Raw genomic sequence first — 16069 nt, 5'->3', positions numbered from 1 at the left:
CTTAAATTAGTAATAAAAAAATGTAGTTATGAAAGAAAAGTTGGCTGCCTTCTTTCTTGAAAATAGTGTTCGGCTTTAATCAAATCCTCCTTATTATTTACTCCCATTGCTTCTCTTTCATCAGAAACTACATAACCTACACTCAAGTTATTGTTTGCTGCAATGGGCACTATATCATTAAGACAATATTCATTGGTCGAATTATTAAATTTTATTTCTTTTACTAAGGTAAAGAGATCTTTAGCATATGAAGCTATTATTCCAGAGTTTGCAAGAAGCATTTTATCTCCATTTTTTAGGATTTTTTGAACATTGCCGTAATTATCAATTACTAATCTTCCATATTGTTCATCTTGACTATTGAATCCAAGAAGAACTAAATTATTATACTTTAAACAATCAGTCATTTTCATAACTGTATCACTAGATATAAAGGGAGTGTCTCCATACTGTATTAAAACTATGTCTTGATCAGATAACTCCTCCAGATTTTCTAGAGCAATTTTAACTGCAGTGCCAGTACCTGTAATATTTTCTTGAATTATTAGTTTTATATTGTATTGATCGATTATACTTTTTAGGGTATCAAACTTTTCTAAATCTTTTAGAAGGGAGTTGTTAACAACAATTGATAAGCTTTTTAGACTCAGCAATTTTGCATTAGAAATTACATGTTCTAAAAGAGTAAGATTTCCCACTTGGTGCAACGCTTTTGAATATTCAGAATTCATTCTACTGCTCTTTCCTGCTGCTAATATTATCAAAATGTTACTCATACATAACTCAGGAATTGATTAGGTAGTAAGTTAATTCATAATTAGTAAGATGTAAATCCCACTGTAATTTTTGTATATTTTCTAGATCTTGGCACCCTCATTAGAGTTTCATTTAAGAGAGCTATAACTTTAAACTCTTTACTCTATTTTCTACGCTGACATCTTGTAAACTCTGATCTGGACTTTTTAATATTTCTAATAATCTACTTGCAAGGTTTGAGTGTTTATTGATTACTGCAACCTGGACTAATGACTTGTCTTGATCATTACGAGCATTTGTTACAGCTACGCGCTCATCAGGTTTTATTGCTTTCAGCTTACTGATAATTTCAACATTACCATTTTTTGCATTCTCAAACAGCTCTTCTACTAATTTCAATAGGTTAGTAATATTTTGGTCTCGAGAAAGATCAAGTGGTGCTTTACCTTCTTTATTCTTGATGTTATAAATTGCACCATGTTTCAACAAAGATTTTACAGCTTCGAAAAAGCTATTTTCAGTAGCAACATGCAACGATGTAGTGCCTTTAACTATTGTTTTAGCATTAATAAAATCACTCAATTTATTGTGGCTTACACGTTGTAACAAAGCTTCAATAATTTCTTTATGACCTTTGGAAGCAGCAGTGTGTAATGGTGTATTACCTTTGTTAGTAACTTTAGTAGCGTCAGCTCCATTTGCTAGCAAGATATTTACAACTTTTATGTGCCCATTATTAACAGCATAATGTAATGGCGTTCTTCCATCCACGTTTTTCGAATCAATGATTGCTCCATCTCTAATGGAACTCTCAATTCCTAAATAATTATTATCTTCTATAGCCTTAAATAACTTCTCAGTCAATTTTAGTAATTTTATAACTTCTGGGTTTCCTCTTCTTTCCGCAAAGTGTAATGGTAAAACATATCTACCTCCTTCAGCTCTAGCATTAAAGTATGCTCCGCTCATAAGTAGAGACCTAACTATACCTAAATTACCAATTTGTGCCCCTAAGTGTAAAGGCGTAGCATTTTTATCCATTTTTGCATTAACATCCGCTCCATTTATAATAAGAGTTTTAACTACCTTAGAATGACCATATTGAGCTGCAAGATGTAGGGCTGTGCCTTTATTTTGATTTTCTTTTACATTTACATCAGCACCATGTTTCAATAGAACGGTTGCTATCTGATCATAACCTTTTTCTGCTGCAAAATGTAAAGGAGTCCAATTTGTGTGATCTAAAGCATTAATATCTGCTTCCTTTTCTAAGAGCAATTCAACCACCTCTAAATGATCATGGTCTACTGCAAAGTGTAGAGGTGTAGTACTTTTAACTGTTTTAGCATTAATGTCTGCTCCTTTATCAAGCAAAGATTTAGCAACTTCTAAACTACCATCATATGCTGCACAATGTAGAGGAGTCCAACTTCTGTTATCTAGAGCATTAATATCTGCTCCATTTTCAATCAAGAAATTCATTATTTCCAAGTGATTATGTTCTGCTGCCAAATGTAGAGCTCTTCTACCATCATCCATCTTTGCATTTATATTTGCTCCTTTTGCAATTAAGCTCTCTACTATTTTTAAAGAAAAACCATTATATGCTGCATTATGTAAAGGAGTCCAATTCTGATCATCCACGGTGTTAATGTTTGCTCCATTTTTAATTAAAAAATCACTCACCTCGAAATGACTTTGCTGAATTGCTAGATGCAAAGGTGTAAAACCTTCGTTTTTTTTAGCATTAACATTGGCTTTTTTCTCTATTAGTAGCTTCACTACTTCTAAGTGACCATTCTGAGATCCTATATGTAAAGCTGTGGAATTATCGTGGTCCTTAGTATTAACATCAATTCCCCTTACGAGAAGAAGAGACTTAACTACTCCAAAGTGATTACGTTCTGCTGCTAAATGTAGAGGTGTAAGATTCTCATAATCCTTAGCATTAACATTAGATTTTGCTTTTAGTAAAATGTCTACTAACTCTAAAAAGCCATTTTGAGACGCTAAATGTAGAGGTGTAATCTTATCATCTGTTTTTGCATTAACGTTTGCTCCCGCTTCAAGCAGAACTTTAACTATATCTAACCTACCAGTTTGTGTTCCCAGATGTAAGGGTGTAATGTTTGCATCAACTTTATGATTACCTATGCCTGAAGATCCAGCGTTAATATTAGACCCTTGTGAAATAAGAGCTTTAACTACTTCGAGGTTACCATTTTGTACTGCAGAATGCAAAGGTCTTGCTCGATCATTATTTACAGCATTAACATCTAATCCCTTTTCAATAAAAACATTTACTATATCTAGATGACCATTCTCTGCTGCTAGGTGTAAAGGTGTATTAAGTTTATCTGTTTTAGTACTAAGATCTGCTCCATTTGCAATCAAGGTGTTGACTATATCTAAATATCCTTGCTGGGATGCAAAACTTAAAGGTGTAAAGCCTAGAATGGTCTTATGGTTTACATCTGCTCCATGAGCAATAAGAAAGTTAACCATCTCTAAGCGATTTTTTGCAATTGAAAAATACAGTGGCGTAAAGGCATCGTACTTAATCTCTGAGTTAATATCTAAACCCTCTCCTAATTAAAGTGTTGACTAAATCCAACTGACCATTTCCTGCTGCTAAATGTAGTGGTGTAAGACTAAGATGTTTCTGAATTTCATAATTTTCATTTAAAAACTCTACAAAAAATTGCAGCTGATCCAGATTATTAGATATTCTATTAGTAAACATAAAGGCCTCGCATGAAGAATTTGTGTAAAATATAGTATCTACAAGTTTTTAAGCAAGATAAATCTTCTTCTTAAAAAAGATACTGTAATCCAACCTGTATGCTTATAACTTTTTTATTTGATCATGGATAGATTAGGTGTCTCATCTGCAATAGAGACACCTTCCTTAAGTAGTTACATCAATTTTCTCTGTTTTTGCCCCTTTTTTTTCTGATGAAGATGTCTTCATTCTTCTCAGTAGCCAATATTCTTTTTAAAGAATAATCGTTACGTGCACCAAGGAACTTAGAAAGAACAATAGGAAATCCACTTAAAAAGCATTAATAATTATACATAATTCTAATGATCTTCATGAAAGGGCTTAGAATAGAATTTAATAGACAATCTGATTTTAATTGATATTAAACTGATCAGACTGAGAGTTGAAAATATGGCAATAATTCTTTTAGACACAAAAACTATAAATCGTATAGCAGCGGGAGAGGTAATAGAAAGGCCAGCGAGTGTAGTAAAGGAATTAGTAGAAAATGCAATAGATGCTGGAAGTTCAGAGATAGAGATCAAAATAGAAAGTGGTGGACGTAACCTTATAACTGTGACAGATGATGGAAATGGAATAGAAAAGGACGAGTTAGAACTAGCATTTATGAGGCATGCCACTTCAAAATTAAGCGATAGTGAGTTAATAGAAATCAAGCACCTTGGGTTTAGGGGAGAAGCTTTACCTTCAATTGCAGCAGTAAGCAGAATGAAATTATCGTCTAAGGCAAGTGGAGCAAAGGAAGCATGGTCTATAAGGTATGAGGGAGGAGAAAAAATAAGAGAGATTACCCCTTATATATTTATCGTCTATTACTTGTTCTAGTTGATAATCAACGCAATCCAATCCAGAGGCAAACATCACATTCAGTAGTGGCTTGATCCACCCTATTTTGCCAAATTTCCTTGAGTTAGCATACTTTATACTTCTATCTGTTCCACCAGTGCCTATTGATAGCAGTATAATCTCATCATTTGGAAATAACCTCTTACCACTTGCATATGCACAAGCCGCTGGATTATTTGCGAACACTCCACCATCTATCAATACTCTCTCTGTTTGGCTAATTTTCAGACGTTTTGGTGTGAAGTACGTTGGAGCAGCTGTTGTAGCTCTGAGTGCATCTTTCAACTTAATGTTTTTTTCTTTCCAACTTTTGAAGAAAAATTCACAACTATTGTGAATGTCATAACTGGTGAGTAGTAGATTACTCGCAACATCGGCCATAGTACTTTCACCAAAGTATTTGTTGAGAATAAATTCCATATTTCTATATGAGTACTGAGAACCACTCAGCCAAGAAGCAATTGATTTTCTCCAAAATGATGATTGAAAGATATATGCTCCATACTCTTGGTAAAGTTCAACCAAATCATTGGCAGAGTATTGAAGTTTATTGCTTTTACAAAGTCCAGCAACAATAATCCCACCGGTTGAGGTTCCTGCCATTAAATCAAAAATCTGGGAAATTGGCTTTTTTGTCCTAGATTCAATTTCTGCTAGAATAATGGCAGGTATTATCCCTCTAATGCCACCTCCATCTACAGATAAAATGTACTTTGTCACTGTAAAATTTATTTGTGTTTGTGAATAGCTTCAAGTTCGTTGACTTCTTCAGTGAGATTTTTCACTCTCTCTTCAAGTCGATAGACTATTTCGATTAGTTCTTGGTTTTTTTCTACAAATTTATCATGGATATGTACACGTAGGTCGAGTTTTGCCAACCACCAGATTAACCCTACAGTCTGTACAACTATTGTTATTATTACCGCTATTGGGATTTTTTGCTTTTTCATGTGAAAATATTAACTTGTTATGGATAGTTTTGGAAATTTATATGCAGATTATAGAAAACTTACAGCTTTAGTGATTACTTTTTGTTGATTCGTATTGATCTTCTGCTTTAGCAAGTAGCTTTATGATTTCCTTGTAAGGTTTATCTTTATTGTGCCTTGACCTTAATACAGCTACATCTCTTGGATTTTTTCCATCTGTGTCTCTAATGGTAGGGTCTGAACCTTTGTCTAATAAAAATCTAATTATCTCCAATTTGCCTTCATATGTAGCTGCATGTAAAGGTGTCCATCTTTCATATTTCGTAGCATTTATATCAACTCCTTTTTCTACTAGGAATTTTACAACCTCTGCACATCCCTCTTCTGCAGCATAATGTAGTGCTGTTAATTTAGGGATCTGCACATTAATATCTAATAGATTTTCTACTAAGAATTTTACAGTCTCTAAGTTACAATTTTGAGAAGCAATGCGTAACATCGTTTTATAATTATCTGCAGCTCTTGCCTTCATGTAGGAATAGGTAGCAATAATACATACTATTACTGTTATAAGCCACCAAAAATGCAGCTTGTTTTTTGTATCTTGACCCAATTTATCCATATTCAACATCTTTTTAATATTAAATAGATCATTTACTCATTTTTTATTAACATTACTTACTCAAAGATGCTGACAACATAGTAAGGTAACCTGAGCTATTTAAAGTATGCTCCGCTCTGTTAACTATCCATTCACCATCTACCGCTTGATTAAAAGCTATAAGATTAAGTTTAGCTTCTGCAAATAACTCTGGATTACCAGGTATAGTGATATCCAATACTGCATTATTTCGCTTTAGTTGTTTTAACTTAGCATTTGCTGCACTTAGTGCTGATTCTGCATTTGAGTACATTTCTAACATAATATAACTTGGCTCGCCGCTACCAACTGTTTCTTTAATAGTTTCACCCTTTTCATAGCTATGCCATTTTGCCACTACTGAATTATACTTATCACGTACGGTAAAATGCACTTTCCAGTTAATTGTATCTTGAGGTCTAATAGTCGTTGTTCCTAAAGCTTTTCCTGTGGCTGATTTTGCCATATTCTTTGAAATAAACAATATATACCCACCAGCTAATTTTGCCATTGCTTCACGCTCTGTTGCGATCTTTGTTAACAGACTTATATCACTTTCATCTGCCTGATTAATATGGGGTATCAATACATTCTTAAATTCCTCAGCGACTTTGTATCCATATCCATGTTTTTGGGCTATTTCTTTTACTAAGTTTTCTATGGTAATTTTGCGCCATTCTTTTGATACTTTTGCCTTCAAAGATATTCTTAAATTTGTTGCATGAGCTTTGATTAGTAGAGTCTTAGGTGGACCCTGTATAGTCACTTCGTTGACTGTATATATACCCATTGGAAAGATTCCAATTTCCTTATAACCTAGTGCTATGTTCAATTCATTCGGAATATCTATGCCTTCATCCCTGTAATCAACACACACTTCAACTACATCATCTATTATTCCTGATTCATCTGTAAGGTGCAATGATATAACTCTATCTTTAATTGATTCACATTTATCTATTATAAAATCTGGCTGCATTTATTCCCAGACCTTTAATTTTGACTTTTGTACTATTTTCTTAATGGTAGGAAGCTTTATCTTTAATCCTGCGGGCAAAAAGCTTCCATATTCTGCCAAACCCAAGTTCTCTGCTAGTACTAATTCCACTACTCCATCAGTAAATCCGTAATGTTTCCAGCAAATCAGATCTAACATCTCATTTTCTTTACTCACATAGTATATAGTCATCTATAGCTTTTTAAACTCAAACTAAATTCAACTTTTCTTGGTAGTCCATTAGGTAAAAAATACATCTGCTTTTCTTCTAACCTAGTAATTACGAATTGTCCTAAAATATTACCTAAACTATCTACTAAAATATGTGGTTTTTCAGTTTCTTTCACACTCTTTAATTGATTTAGCACGTTGAGATTATGCAGATAAATCATTCCTTCTAAATCTATATTTTCTACACCTTGACCGATATTTTGTAATAGTGGCATATTTTCAATACACTCAATCGTGCTCCAACGATTTTCTCTGCTATACTTTAAACTTGTGGAAGCAAACTTATACGGACCAAGAGATAGCATCAATAAAATGTCTCTACCGTATCAAATAAAACATCACGTGACTTTTCTCTTATCCTTTTTATTACTTCATCTGCAAGACTACGAACATCTTGGTTAGGTTCTGCTTTAATGCTGATAGTGTAATTATTAGTGATGTTCTGAGTTTTATTTTGTTCTTTATTTTCAAACTTACTCCTTGCAAATATCTTATCGCTCTCTGTCTCCTCAATAAGGCTTTTGACTCTGAAGCTATTTTTATTTCTCTTTGAAAATTCTTTAATTATACTGTTACCTAGCACAGGATTTCCACTGTTGAGAATATTACTTTTTAGGGGAGTGTGCACTGCTTTTACTTCAGTTTTTCTTTTTTCAAACTCTTTCAGTGGGCTATTTCCCAATACTTTTCCAAATATACTTTCACCTATCCATGAAAAAGCTTCTTCTATGGGTTTTATTATCGATTTCCAAAAGCTAGAGAAAAAGTCTTTTACCTTTTGCCAGTTAGTTATAACAAGTGCTGCGCCAGTGACAAGTCCAGTAATTAAAAGTCCTATAGGGTTACTCATTATAGCGAGTGTTACTGCTCTTAGTCCTGTTACTACTGCAGGAAAAACTGTAGCTGATAAAAATGAAAATACTCCAAGTAGGTTTGCTTTCAGACTAAAAATCGTACTTCCTAGCAATGTAAATCCGTATCCTAGTCCCACTGCTACAACTTTTAAACTTATCAAGGCTGCTACAGTACCCATGATTGCTTTGGTTAAAGTTGGATATTTTTCTGCAAATAACGCTATGCTTCTAGTTTTTTCTTGTAAAAATTCAGCTATAGATTTTAAAGTAGGCAGCATCACTGAACCCAGGTTCATACCAACTTCAGCTATTGCGTTGCGAAGAAGTCGTAATTTACTGGCTGTGGTGTCTACACGGTTTTGAAATTCTTTCTGCAACGAGCTCTTGTACTCTTCTGTGTCAGCTAGTAACCTTATAGCATTTTCGTATTTGTTAAAACTTCCAGCTAATAATGCAATATCATCTTGATATTCCTGACCGAAAAGTTTCATAAGGATTGTAGAACGTTCCTGGTTATCCATTTTCTTTAGAGCTTGAAAAAAGTAGAGTAATGCTTCTTCGCCGTTTTCGCTTATTCTTTGTACTATTTCTTCTGCAGTTATGCCCATTTGCTCTAATGCTGCTTTAAAATCCCCTCCTTGTTCTTCAGCAGTCTGAAGTTTACTAAGTAGAGCATTTATAGCAGTTGCAGCTTTTGCTGGTTGTTTACCTAAACTAACGAAGGCATTTACTAAACTACTTGTTTCCTTGATGTCAAGACCAAATTGTTTTGCAGTACCACCAACTATTGCTAGAGCTTCAACCATATCTTTTGCTTTGGCAGCAGTGTTATCTGATAAGTGATTGATTACATTACCAACGTATTCCATTTTACTAACATCAATTCCATAAACGTTAGAGAGTTTAGCTATAGAATCACCTGCTTGCTCTGCAGACATATCAAATGCTGTAGACATTTTTGCCACTGTTTCTGTAAACATAAAAAGATCTTCTTTCTTGATACCAAGTTGACTACCACTTGCAGCTATTTGTGCCAGTTCTGCGGCTGATAATGGTATAGTACGTGACATCTCTTTTAACTTCTTTGCAAATTTAGTTGCTTCATCCGTTCCTTTTTTAAAATCTACCACTTTTGTAACATCAGCCATAGCACTTTCAAAGTCAATTGCAACTTTGATTGGTGCTGCAAGCGAAAGACCTAGTCCAACAGTTTCTATAATTTGTGACTTAAAATGTGCTTTACTTGCTAAAAAACTTTGGTGACTACGTATTGCAGACCCAAGCTTACCATACTTGCCTTTCAGCGCTTCAATGGACGAGCCAAGTTTATATTGGTCACTTACTAATGACTTAATATTTCTTCCACTTTTTCTTACTTCTTCATTAAATGAATGTAAAGCATCTCTCTTTTTTAAGTATGCTTCTTTTGCTTTTGTTGCGGAGGTTTTGGCCTTGTCAAACTCTGCTTTTAAAGTTTTGCTTGGTTTCTCCACCGCTTTCATTTGTTTAGCTAAAGATTTTACTTGATCTTCAAAGCCCTTCCACGACCTCCTGCTGGTCAAAACATCATGACCTAACTGTTTAAACTTTGATACTGACTTTAAAGATGAATCAAGCTTTCTTATATTCTCACCAAGATTAGAGAGTTGACTACTACTTCCTTTTATTACAGTATTAAAACTGCCATCAAGTACCGCACCTATTTTTATCGATAATACTGACATTTGAACTTCCTAGCTAATTTGCTCCATAAAATAAACTCACTAATCTCCATATCAAGAATGTGCTCAACTCCACCACCTATGATAGAGCCAAGCACTAGTATTTCTAATCTCAAGTTTTTTGGATAATCGGTGAAAAAAAATCCTTTAATACCTCTTGAATTTTCACATAATCAGCAATATCTAACTCTTCAATTGCTTCTTTTGCAACTGATGTCAAATTGGCAGTCAAAGTTACTTCCTTACTTAGATCACTACCATTAAGTCTCTCAATAGCTAGATACCGTCTTGTGAGTCAATAAAAAAATTATTCAAACTGTACCGTAATCAAAAAATACTTCCAACCCACATCCTGTATAGCGTTATACACTAACCAACAACATTTAATAAATTTGTGTAAGGTACTATTCCACATAAGATGCGATAAGAGCATTTTTTGATTTTAAACTTCAGATACCATTTTGTTAATCAGCAAGAAAATTCAAGATTAACATTTAACTTCCTTTGTTGCTTTACACCATAGAATAAACTCATCCATCTCCATATTGAGTATTTGCTCAATTCCACCACCCGTGACAGAGCTGAGTGCAAGTACTTTCGATCTCAAGTTTTTTGTATAATCGGTGAAAAAAAATCCTTTAGCACTTCTTGTACTTTAGCATAGTCTGCAATATCCAACTCTTCTACAGTTTCCTTCGTAACCGATGTTAAATTTGCAGTTAGGGTGATTTCCTTACTCAAGTCACTACCATTTAAGCGTTCAATTGCCAAATAATCCCTAACTTTTGGACGCCTAATAGTTAGCTCTGCAACAGAAACCCCATCAACTGTTATTGGATTATTGAGTATTATTGTTTGCATAAGTTTACACTCCTAAAAAATAAAATTCTAAAGTCTTTTGTAATTAATATAGATTGGAAGCATTTTTTAATTTTAAAGTACTAAACCTTTATTCAACCTTCTAGCTCTGTAGTTCTTGATATGATCTGGGTCAAAAGCCTTTCTTGAACTTAAAACACCAAAGACTATATGAAGTAACTTACGCATTGCAGCACCAACTATAGACATAGCATGCTTGCCTTTTTCTTTTAATTTTTCGCAAAAAGTCATAACAATAGGATTGTGATTCTTAGCTACTATAGCAGGAAAATACATTGCCTTACGTAATGTTTGTAAACCGGTTTTACTTAATCTGGGCTTGGCATGTACAGATGAGCCTGATGTTATATTTCGTGGTATAGTTCCAGCGTATGCTGCCAATTGCCTGGCATTTATAAAGGCTTTTATATCAGGAATTTCAGCTAAAATAGCTATTGCTGATTCTTCTCCTATTCCTGGAATAGTTAATAGGAGTTGAAAGTCCTCCAACAAATCTTTGTGTTGTTTTAATAGTTCACGTATGGAGTTTTTTATTGTTTCTATTGATTGTTCTATGTGCATTGCAAGGCTTTCCCAAGCATTTACAACTTCTTCAGATAGTCTCTCTTTTTTTTCTAAATGATTATTTACTAATGTTAACTCATTTTTTAACGCATCTGAGCAACGATAAAGATGTTTTAATTTTTTCTTTTTAGGAGATGGTGGCATCCAACGGGAAGGTTCCTGTTTTTGACAATAATCTGCAATAATCTCTGCATCAATCTGATCATTTTTTTGTCGTGTAAGCTTACTTTTTGCATAAAATCTTATGCAAGCTGGGTTTACAACACTAACAAAATGTCCAGCATTGTATAGAAATTCAGCTAAAGCCTCGCTATAACAACCCGTGAATTCCATGCAAGCTTTTACTTCTTCTACATTATGTTTTTGTAGAAAGTTCAGCAAACCTTGAAACCCTGTATCATCGTTTTTAAACTTCCGTTTTCTAGTTTCACGTTTTCCTTTTTTACTTATAAATGAGAGAGAAACATCAAAGTGTTCTTTTGAAACATCTATACCTAAAAAGTTGTTGATCATATGTAACTCCATATACTACTATTAAAAATGAAAAGTAAGGCTTACCTTGTGAATACAGAATTAGAACCATTTAGGTCTTTCTATGATACCGTCCAGCCTGTACTTTTGAGAAGGGAACTCTTGTCTTGCTAACAGATTTTATATCTAAGATAATCTTCAAAGTTATTCCCTTCTCCACCTAATGCTTAAGCTTAAAACACCAGATGCTTTTTTCAAGATACAAGATAATCTCTAACTTTTGGACGTCTAACGGTAAGTTCTGAGACAGAAATTCCATCAACTGTTATTGGGTTATTAAGTGTTATAGCTTGCATACTTCTCCTGAAAAAGTTAATTAAATAAAAGTCTATATCGGCTTTTATATAACTAATTTTTTTTACTATAGTTTTTGTGTTTGATTAACGATCCTTCATACTAAATTTCTCAATATAAAGATGATAGTAGGGTTTATTTTTCCTCAACTTGAATTAATTCTTGAACTTCATCGACAGAAAGACCTGTACACTTGACAATAGTGCTAATATCAACATTATTAGTCAACATCGCTTTTGCAACTTCAATCTTTCCTTCAATCTTTCCTTCTTTTTTGGCATCATCGAGTTTTTGAGCAAGGACAGCCTGTTCATCACGAATACGCTTGACCTCTTGTTCGTAGGCTATAAATTCTTTTTCTGACCAGTTGAACCTATTTAGCTCTTCATACGCTTTTTTGATTATTACATCACTTCCTATTATCCTTTCCAACTCTTCTTCACCTGTTTCGTCAGCGTACTTAAAAAAATACACCCACTTCTCAACTATATTTGAAAGCTGATCTTCTTTAGTTTTGGAAAATTTAGGCAATTCAATAAATACAAAATAAAAATCTTTTAGATCATGTTCATTAGTATCTTCATCGCGAATAGTATGCTTCGATTTGTACTCGTACTTATCAGGAAACAGTATACAATCTGCTATAGCAATAAAGATAATTTCCTTAAGGTCATGGTATTGATCACCTTTATCTGCTTGTCTTGAATAGGCTTTAGCAGCGTAATATTGGGCACATACTGTAATTGCTGTTGAATGATGGAGAGACATACTCCATTATTTTAACACGAAGTAACGAATTCAGTAGAATAAGTTCTTCAAAAACAATTTAAACTTTTACAGTAGGAGTAGTCTCATGAAATATTATAGCGGATTAGATGTCTCACTCAAAGAAACTTTCATTAGTATCGTTGATGAGAAAGGAAAGATTGTTAAAGAAGGAGTTGTTGCAAGCGAAAGCAAGGCAATAGCAGAGTACTTGCTTGAACAAGGCAAAAATTACGAAACTATAGGAGTAGAAAGTGGACAACTTTCAATATCAATGTGCAAAAAATTAAGGAGTTTTGGCTTGCCAGTAGTTTGTGTAGATGCAAGACATATGGCAGCAGCTTTGTCTGCAAGAATCAATAAAAACGATAAGAATGATGCAAGAGGTATAGCTCAAATGATGAGGGCTGGGCTATATAAAGAAGTACTAGTAAAATCGGATGAATCTTGTCAAATTAAAATAGCACTTGGAAGTAGAAGACAGTTAACATGCAGCTACCAGCAGATTGTTGGGACAATAAGAGGGTTATTAAAAATATACGGGATAAAGCTCGGTCAAGGGTCAAAATTTGAAAGCTTGTCTTTAAGAATAGAAAAAGCAATTAAAGATTTGGATGAAATAAGTAAGGCTTCAATTGGAGCGTTAGTTTGTAGTTTAGAGGCAATAGAGAAGTCATTGGAAAAACTTGACAAGATGCTCTTAGAACAAGGCAAAAAAGATGAGGATTGTAAATTATTAACTACTGCTCCAGGTGTTGGTACTATAGTAGCAATGACATATAAAGCAACAGTGGATAACCCAAATAGATTTGAAAGATCTAGTACAGTTGGAGCGTATATGGGGTTAACACCAAGACAATATGCTTCTGGAGAAATTGATCGGCATGGTAGTATATCAAAAATGGGGCCCATGGAATGTCGAAGTATGTTATATGAAGCTGCACAAGTCTTACTTACAGTTAGTAAGAAAAATTTTAAGTTGAAAAGCTGGGGGTTAAAACTTGCAAGGAAAAAAGGGATGAAGAAAGCAATTGTAGCAGTAGCAAGAAAATTGGCTGTAATTATGCACAGGATGTTGGTCAATAAAACAGAATTTTGTTATTACAATTAAGAGGAGCATAAACAATAATTTTACTCGAGGTAGTAATGCCGATGGAAGGGATAAGCAAGAAAAAACCTTGAAGCCTAGACTTCGTTGGGCACATGTTGCCGTCCACTTCCACCTAACAAGTATAGTGCGGCTTGACAAGTTTGTTGTCATATCAGACCGCGGAGAGAACCATGGAAGCACACTGCTCTTGTATGTAAAATTATTAAAGATTATGTAGGAAATATGTTATTTTGGTTTATATAAAAATTATTGTTGACTTATGTGCAATTAGAGAACGTTTTTCGAAGCCTTTATCACGAGCGAGCTGCATTTCCGCAATATACCTATTTCCGAGAGAATCCTTACAGAGGACATCAACGATGCTTTGTTTATCAGAAGCAATCTCAGGATTCATAATGGTGCTTAGGAACTCAACATCCTGAATAGCATTGACTCCAGTAAAGCCTAAGATATCATTCAAAAAATGGATAAGGATATTCTTATTTTTTTCAGTACCGAAGATTTTCTTAAATGTTAAATCTAATTTTGGATCGAGAAACTTAGAAAGAGCCATGAGAAAGTAAGATAAAAAGCATTAATAATTATACACAATTGTGAAGAAATATTCAACTAAAATGCAAACATTTTGTATATCTTTATTTGGTAGTATTAACTTGTATAATATTTATGGCAAATATCTCGATAAGGTATCAAATAGCACAAAAAGTAAGAAGCTGGAGGTTAAAAAGAAAATATACTCTGAAAGATTTAGTAGGCAAAACAGGCATAAACTATCATACGCTGCGAAGATATGAACTAGGGGTATCGTCATACCGCCGCGGTATCTCTTAGCCGCTAACACGTAGCGGGATACTTAACCGTCATACCGCGATTCATTCGCGGTATCTCTTAACATAGATCCCGCTAACAAGCAGCGGGATGACACCTCTCTTGGGCTCTTTTAACTACAAACATTAAGAAATTTACCAAACGAAAAAAAAGGCAAAAGAGGCCCTGGTCATTGTCTATTTTCTGTATTGGCGTTTTTTTAAGTCTTAAACACTGCAATTTAGCTGCTTTTAAGTGCAGCTCACCTTAGTTCAAATGTTTAAGAAATTTACTAAGCAGAAAAAAAGGCAAAAGAAACCCCGTGTTATACCAAATTCCATTACTAATCGAACAAATAAGAAACATTACAAACTCGTTTAATAGTAGTGCTGGAAATACTGACAATAAAATTACACACAACATCTTCAAGTAAGCCTATGGTATCGTAGACTCTGTTGCGTAAAGTATTGTGTTTGATATATTGCCACAACCTCTCAACAGGATTCAGTTCAGGTGAATAAGGAGGCAAGTATATAATGGTAATGTTTTCCTGAAATTTCAAACTTTTTGATCTATGCCAACTTGCACAATCCATTACAAGAAAGGCTTCTTTCGTGCCTAAATCTTTCGACATCTGCTCCAGAAATATATTCATACAATCAGTGTTTACATATGGAGCAAGTAGGCTAATTTCCTTACCACTTCTTGGATTTACCGCACTGTAGATATAGAAATTTTGTCTACCGATTTTTATTTTAACCTGCGTTCTGATCCCTTTTTTGAACCATCCGTGTCCGATTTTTGAATGAGTTCCAAATCGTGATTCATCAAAAAAATACCTCCTTTTCAGGGTGGGAATTGACTATTTTATTGAAGTATTTTTTAAACTCTTCTTGCTTGTTTTTATCTTGTTTATGGTGCATTGGCCTTGGTGTTATGTAAGAAAATTTCATCCTTTGTATCTCACGGTGCACTGTTGATTTACCGATGTTTAGGTCAAATTCCTCTGAGATTTTTATTCGCACTTCCTTAATAGTAATATTTGGATTTTTTTCTACCCATATTTCAATTTGCTTACGTTGATTTTTGTTTAATTTGCTTTTTCTTCGCCGCTGAGACGGGGCAAATAGTTTTTCTACTCTACCAAATTTTAGATGCTTTATCCATTCAGTCAAAGCAGTCCTTGAAATTTTACATATTCTTGCTACAGCGCTTATACTACTTTCTTTTCCTGCTATTACCGCTTGTAACTTTTTTGAAACATATGCATTATTTCTGACCTTTTTTAACATTTCTTTCGCCAAATTTACAACTTTTTCGTCTAATAGTTTTGACCTTAATGCCATTTAAACCTCGCTATTT

At 34.0% G+C, this 16069-nt stretch carries 15 protein-coding genes and 5 pseudogenes; 3 read left to right on the top strand and 17 right to left on the bottom strand.

Going from position 1 to position 16069, the window contains the following annotated elements; all coding sequences use genetic code 11:
* Window positions 1-26: 26 nt before the first annotated feature.
* From OOK92_RS00940 to OOK92_RS00930, 3 genes are all read right to left on the bottom strand, one after another.
* Window positions 27-776: an NTP transferase domain-containing protein gene (locus OOK92_RS00940; RefSeq protein WP_264735957.1), complete on the bottom strand. Its 750-nt coding sequence runs from the start codon at window positions 774-776 to the stop codon at window positions 27-29.
* Window positions 777-897: 121 nt separating this feature from the next.
* Window positions 898-3282, bottom strand: coding sequence for an ankyrin repeat domain-containing protein (locus OOK92_RS00935; protein ID WP_264736422.1), 2385 nt, complete (start codon window positions 3280-3282; stop codon window positions 898-900).
* Between the two features lie 43 nt (window positions 3283-3325).
* Entirely contained in the window at window positions 3326-3499 is a 174-nt protein-coding gene (locus OOK92_RS00930; protein ID WP_264735955.1) for an ankyrin repeat domain-containing protein, read from the bottom strand.
* A 429-nt stretch (window positions 3500-3928) separates the two neighbouring features.
* On the opposite strand from OOK92_RS00930, the pseudogene mutL reads away from it, so the two are divergent.
* Window positions 3929-4336: pseudogene (mutL, locus tag OOK92_RS00925) on the top strand (DNA mismatch repair endonuclease MutL); the annotation flags it as partial.
* Here mutL and OOK92_RS00920 read toward each other — a convergent pair.
* The 12 genes and pseudogenes from OOK92_RS00920 to OOK92_RS00865 form a co-directional block, all read right to left on the bottom strand.
* The gene (locus OOK92_RS00920; RefSeq protein ID WP_264735954.1) at window positions 4253-5104 is read right to left on the bottom strand and encodes a patatin-like phospholipase family protein; all 852 of its coding nucleotides are present in this window, start codon (window positions 5102-5104) and stop codon (window positions 4253-4255) included. The pseudogene mutL and the gene OOK92_RS00920 sit on opposite strands and share 84 nt — an antisense overlap.
* Before the next feature lie 8 nt (window positions 5105-5112).
* Entirely contained in the window at window positions 5113-5334 is a 222-nt protein-coding gene (locus tag OOK92_RS00915) for a hypothetical protein (protein ID WP_108783956.1), read from the bottom strand.
* Between the two features lie 67 nt (window positions 5335-5401).
* Window positions 5402-5935 (bottom strand): ankyrin repeat domain-containing protein, encoded by a 534-nt coding sequence (locus OOK92_RS00910; RefSeq protein ID WP_264686996.1) that lies wholly within the window; start codon window positions 5933-5935, stop codon window positions 5402-5404.
* Window positions 5936-5987: 52 nt separating this feature from the next.
* Window positions 5988-6932 carry a contractile injection system protein, VgrG/Pvc8 family gene (locus OOK92_RS00905; RefSeq protein WP_264735953.1) on the bottom strand — a complete coding sequence of 315 codons (945 nt, stop codon included), beginning with the start codon at window positions 6930-6932 and terminating at the stop codon, window positions 5988-5990.
* A complete protein-coding gene (locus OOK92_RS00900; protein WP_010081876.1) occupies window positions 6933-7142 on the bottom strand; it encodes a tail protein X in 210 nt (69 codons plus the stop codon).
* Window positions 7139-7486: a phage tail protein gene (locus OOK92_RS00895; RefSeq protein ID WP_264736384.1), complete on the bottom strand. Its 348-nt coding sequence runs from the start codon at window positions 7484-7486 to the stop codon at window positions 7139-7141. Before OOK92_RS00895 ends, OOK92_RS00900 begins: the two co-directional genes overlap by 4 nt.
* Window positions 7486-9759, bottom strand: coding sequence for a phage tail tape measure protein (locus OOK92_RS00890; protein ID WP_264735952.1), 2274 nt, complete (start codon window positions 9757-9759; stop codon window positions 7486-7488). Before OOK92_RS00890 ends, OOK92_RS00895 begins: the two co-directional genes overlap by 1 nt.
* Before the next feature lie 109 nt (window positions 9760-9868).
* A complete protein-coding gene (locus OOK92_RS00885) occupies window positions 9869-9988 on the bottom strand; it encodes a phage tail assembly protein (RefSeq protein ID WP_406722595.1) in 120 nt (39 codons plus the stop codon).
* A 371-nt stretch (window positions 9989-10359) separates the two neighbouring features.
* The gene (locus OOK92_RS00880; RefSeq protein WP_264735355.1) at window positions 10360-10617 is read right to left on the bottom strand and encodes a phage tail assembly protein; all 258 of its coding nucleotides are present in this window, start codon (window positions 10615-10617) and stop codon (window positions 10360-10362) included.
* Window positions 10618-10689: 72 nt separating this feature from the next.
* Window positions 10690-11712 carry an IS110 family RNA-guided transposase gene (locus OOK92_RS00875; RefSeq protein WP_264735356.1) on the bottom strand — a complete coding sequence of 341 codons (1023 nt, stop codon included), beginning with the start codon at window positions 11710-11712 and terminating at the stop codon, window positions 10690-10692.
* 221 nt (window positions 11713-11933) lie between these two features.
* Window positions 11934-12026 (bottom strand): annotated as a pseudogene (locus tag OOK92_RS00870) (phage tail assembly protein); the annotation flags it as partial.
* 133 nt (window positions 12027-12159) lie between these two features.
* Window positions 12160-12756 (bottom strand): annotated as a pseudogene (locus OOK92_RS00865) (Rpn family recombination-promoting nuclease/putative transposase); the annotation flags it as partial.
* A gap of 121 nt (window positions 12757-12877) precedes the next feature.
* Here OOK92_RS00865 and OOK92_RS00860 point away from each other — a divergent pair.
* On the top strand, window positions 12878-13900 hold the full coding sequence (locus OOK92_RS00860; protein ID WP_264735342.1) for an IS110 family RNA-guided transposase: 1023 nt from the start codon (window positions 12878-12880) through the stop codon (window positions 13898-13900).
* A gap of 271 nt (window positions 13901-14171) precedes the next feature.
* On the opposite strand, the pseudogene OOK92_RS00855 reads toward OOK92_RS00860, so the two are convergent.
* Window positions 14172-14453, bottom strand: a pseudogene (locus OOK92_RS00855) (Rpn family recombination-promoting nuclease/putative transposase); the annotation flags it as partial.
* Window positions 14454-14566: 113 nt separating this feature from the next.
* On the opposite strand from OOK92_RS00855, the pseudogene OOK92_RS00850 reads away from it, so the two are divergent.
* Window positions 14567-14701 (top strand): annotated as a pseudogene (locus OOK92_RS00850) (XRE family transcriptional regulator); the annotation flags it as partial.
* 349 nt (window positions 14702-15050) lie between these two features.
* Here OOK92_RS00850 and OOK92_RS00845 read toward each other — a convergent pair.
* Window positions 15051-16053, bottom strand: a protein-coding gene (locus tag OOK92_RS00845; protein WP_264735405.1) for an IS630 family transposase whose coding sequence is annotated in 2 segments (ribosomal slippage) — window positions 15051-15542 and window positions 15544-16053 — 1002 coding nt in all. Because the reading frame shifts where the segments join, the coding sequence is not laid out codon by codon here.
* Between the last annotated feature and the right edge of the window lie 16 nt (window positions 16054-16069).

Source organism: Wolbachia endosymbiont (group A) of Rhinocyllus conicus (assembly GCF_947250775.1).
Classification (GTDB): Bacteria; Pseudomonadota; Alphaproteobacteria; order Rickettsiales; family Anaplasmataceae; genus Wolbachia.
The sequence above is the reverse complement of the archived record's forward strand: the minus strand, read 5'-3'. Positions and strand labels throughout refer to the sequence as shown.

Excerpts from the sequence above, each read along its gene's own strand:
- OOK92_RS00940 (WP_264735957.1), bottom strand. The coding sequence starts at position 776 with ATGAGTAACATTTTGATAATATTAGCAGCAGGAAAGAGCAGTAGAATG.
- OOK92_RS00930 (WP_264735955.1), bottom strand. The coding sequence starts at position 3,499 with ATGTTTACTAATAGAATATCTAATAATCTGGATCAGCTGCAATTTTTT.
- OOK92_RS00915 (WP_108783956.1), bottom strand. The coding sequence starts at position 5,334 with ATGAAAAAGCAAAAAATCCCAATAGCGGTAATAATAACAATAGTTGTA.
- OOK92_RS00910 (WP_264686996.1), bottom strand. The coding sequence starts at position 5,935 with ATGGATAAATTGGGTCAAGATACAAAAAACAAGCTGCATTTTTGGTGG.
- OOK92_RS00905 (WP_264735953.1), bottom strand. The coding sequence starts at position 6,932 with ATGCAGCCAGATTTTATAATAGATAAATGTGAATCAATTAAAGATAGA.
- OOK92_RS00900 (WP_010081876.1), bottom strand. The coding sequence starts at position 7,142 with ATGACTATATACTATGTGAGTAAAGAAAATGAGATGTTAGATCTGATT.
- OOK92_RS00895 (WP_264736384.1), bottom strand. The coding sequence starts at position 7,486 with ATGCTATCTCTTGGTCCGTATAAGTTTGCTTCCACAAGTTTAAAGTAT.
- OOK92_RS00890 (WP_264735952.1), bottom strand. The coding sequence starts at position 9,759 with ATGTCAGTATTATCGATAAAAATAGGTGCGGTACTTGATGGCAGTTTT.
- OOK92_RS00880 (WP_264735355.1), bottom strand. The coding sequence starts at position 10,617 with ATGCAAACAATAATACTCAATAATCCAATAACAGTTGATGGGGTTTCT.
- OOK92_RS00875 (WP_264735356.1), bottom strand. The coding sequence starts at position 11,712 with ATGATCAACAACTTTTTAGGTATAGATGTTTCAAAAGAACACTTTGAT.
- OOK92_RS00860 (WP_264735342.1), top strand. The coding sequence starts at position 12,878 with ATGAAATATTATAGCGGATTAGATGTCTCACTCAAAGAAACTTTCATT.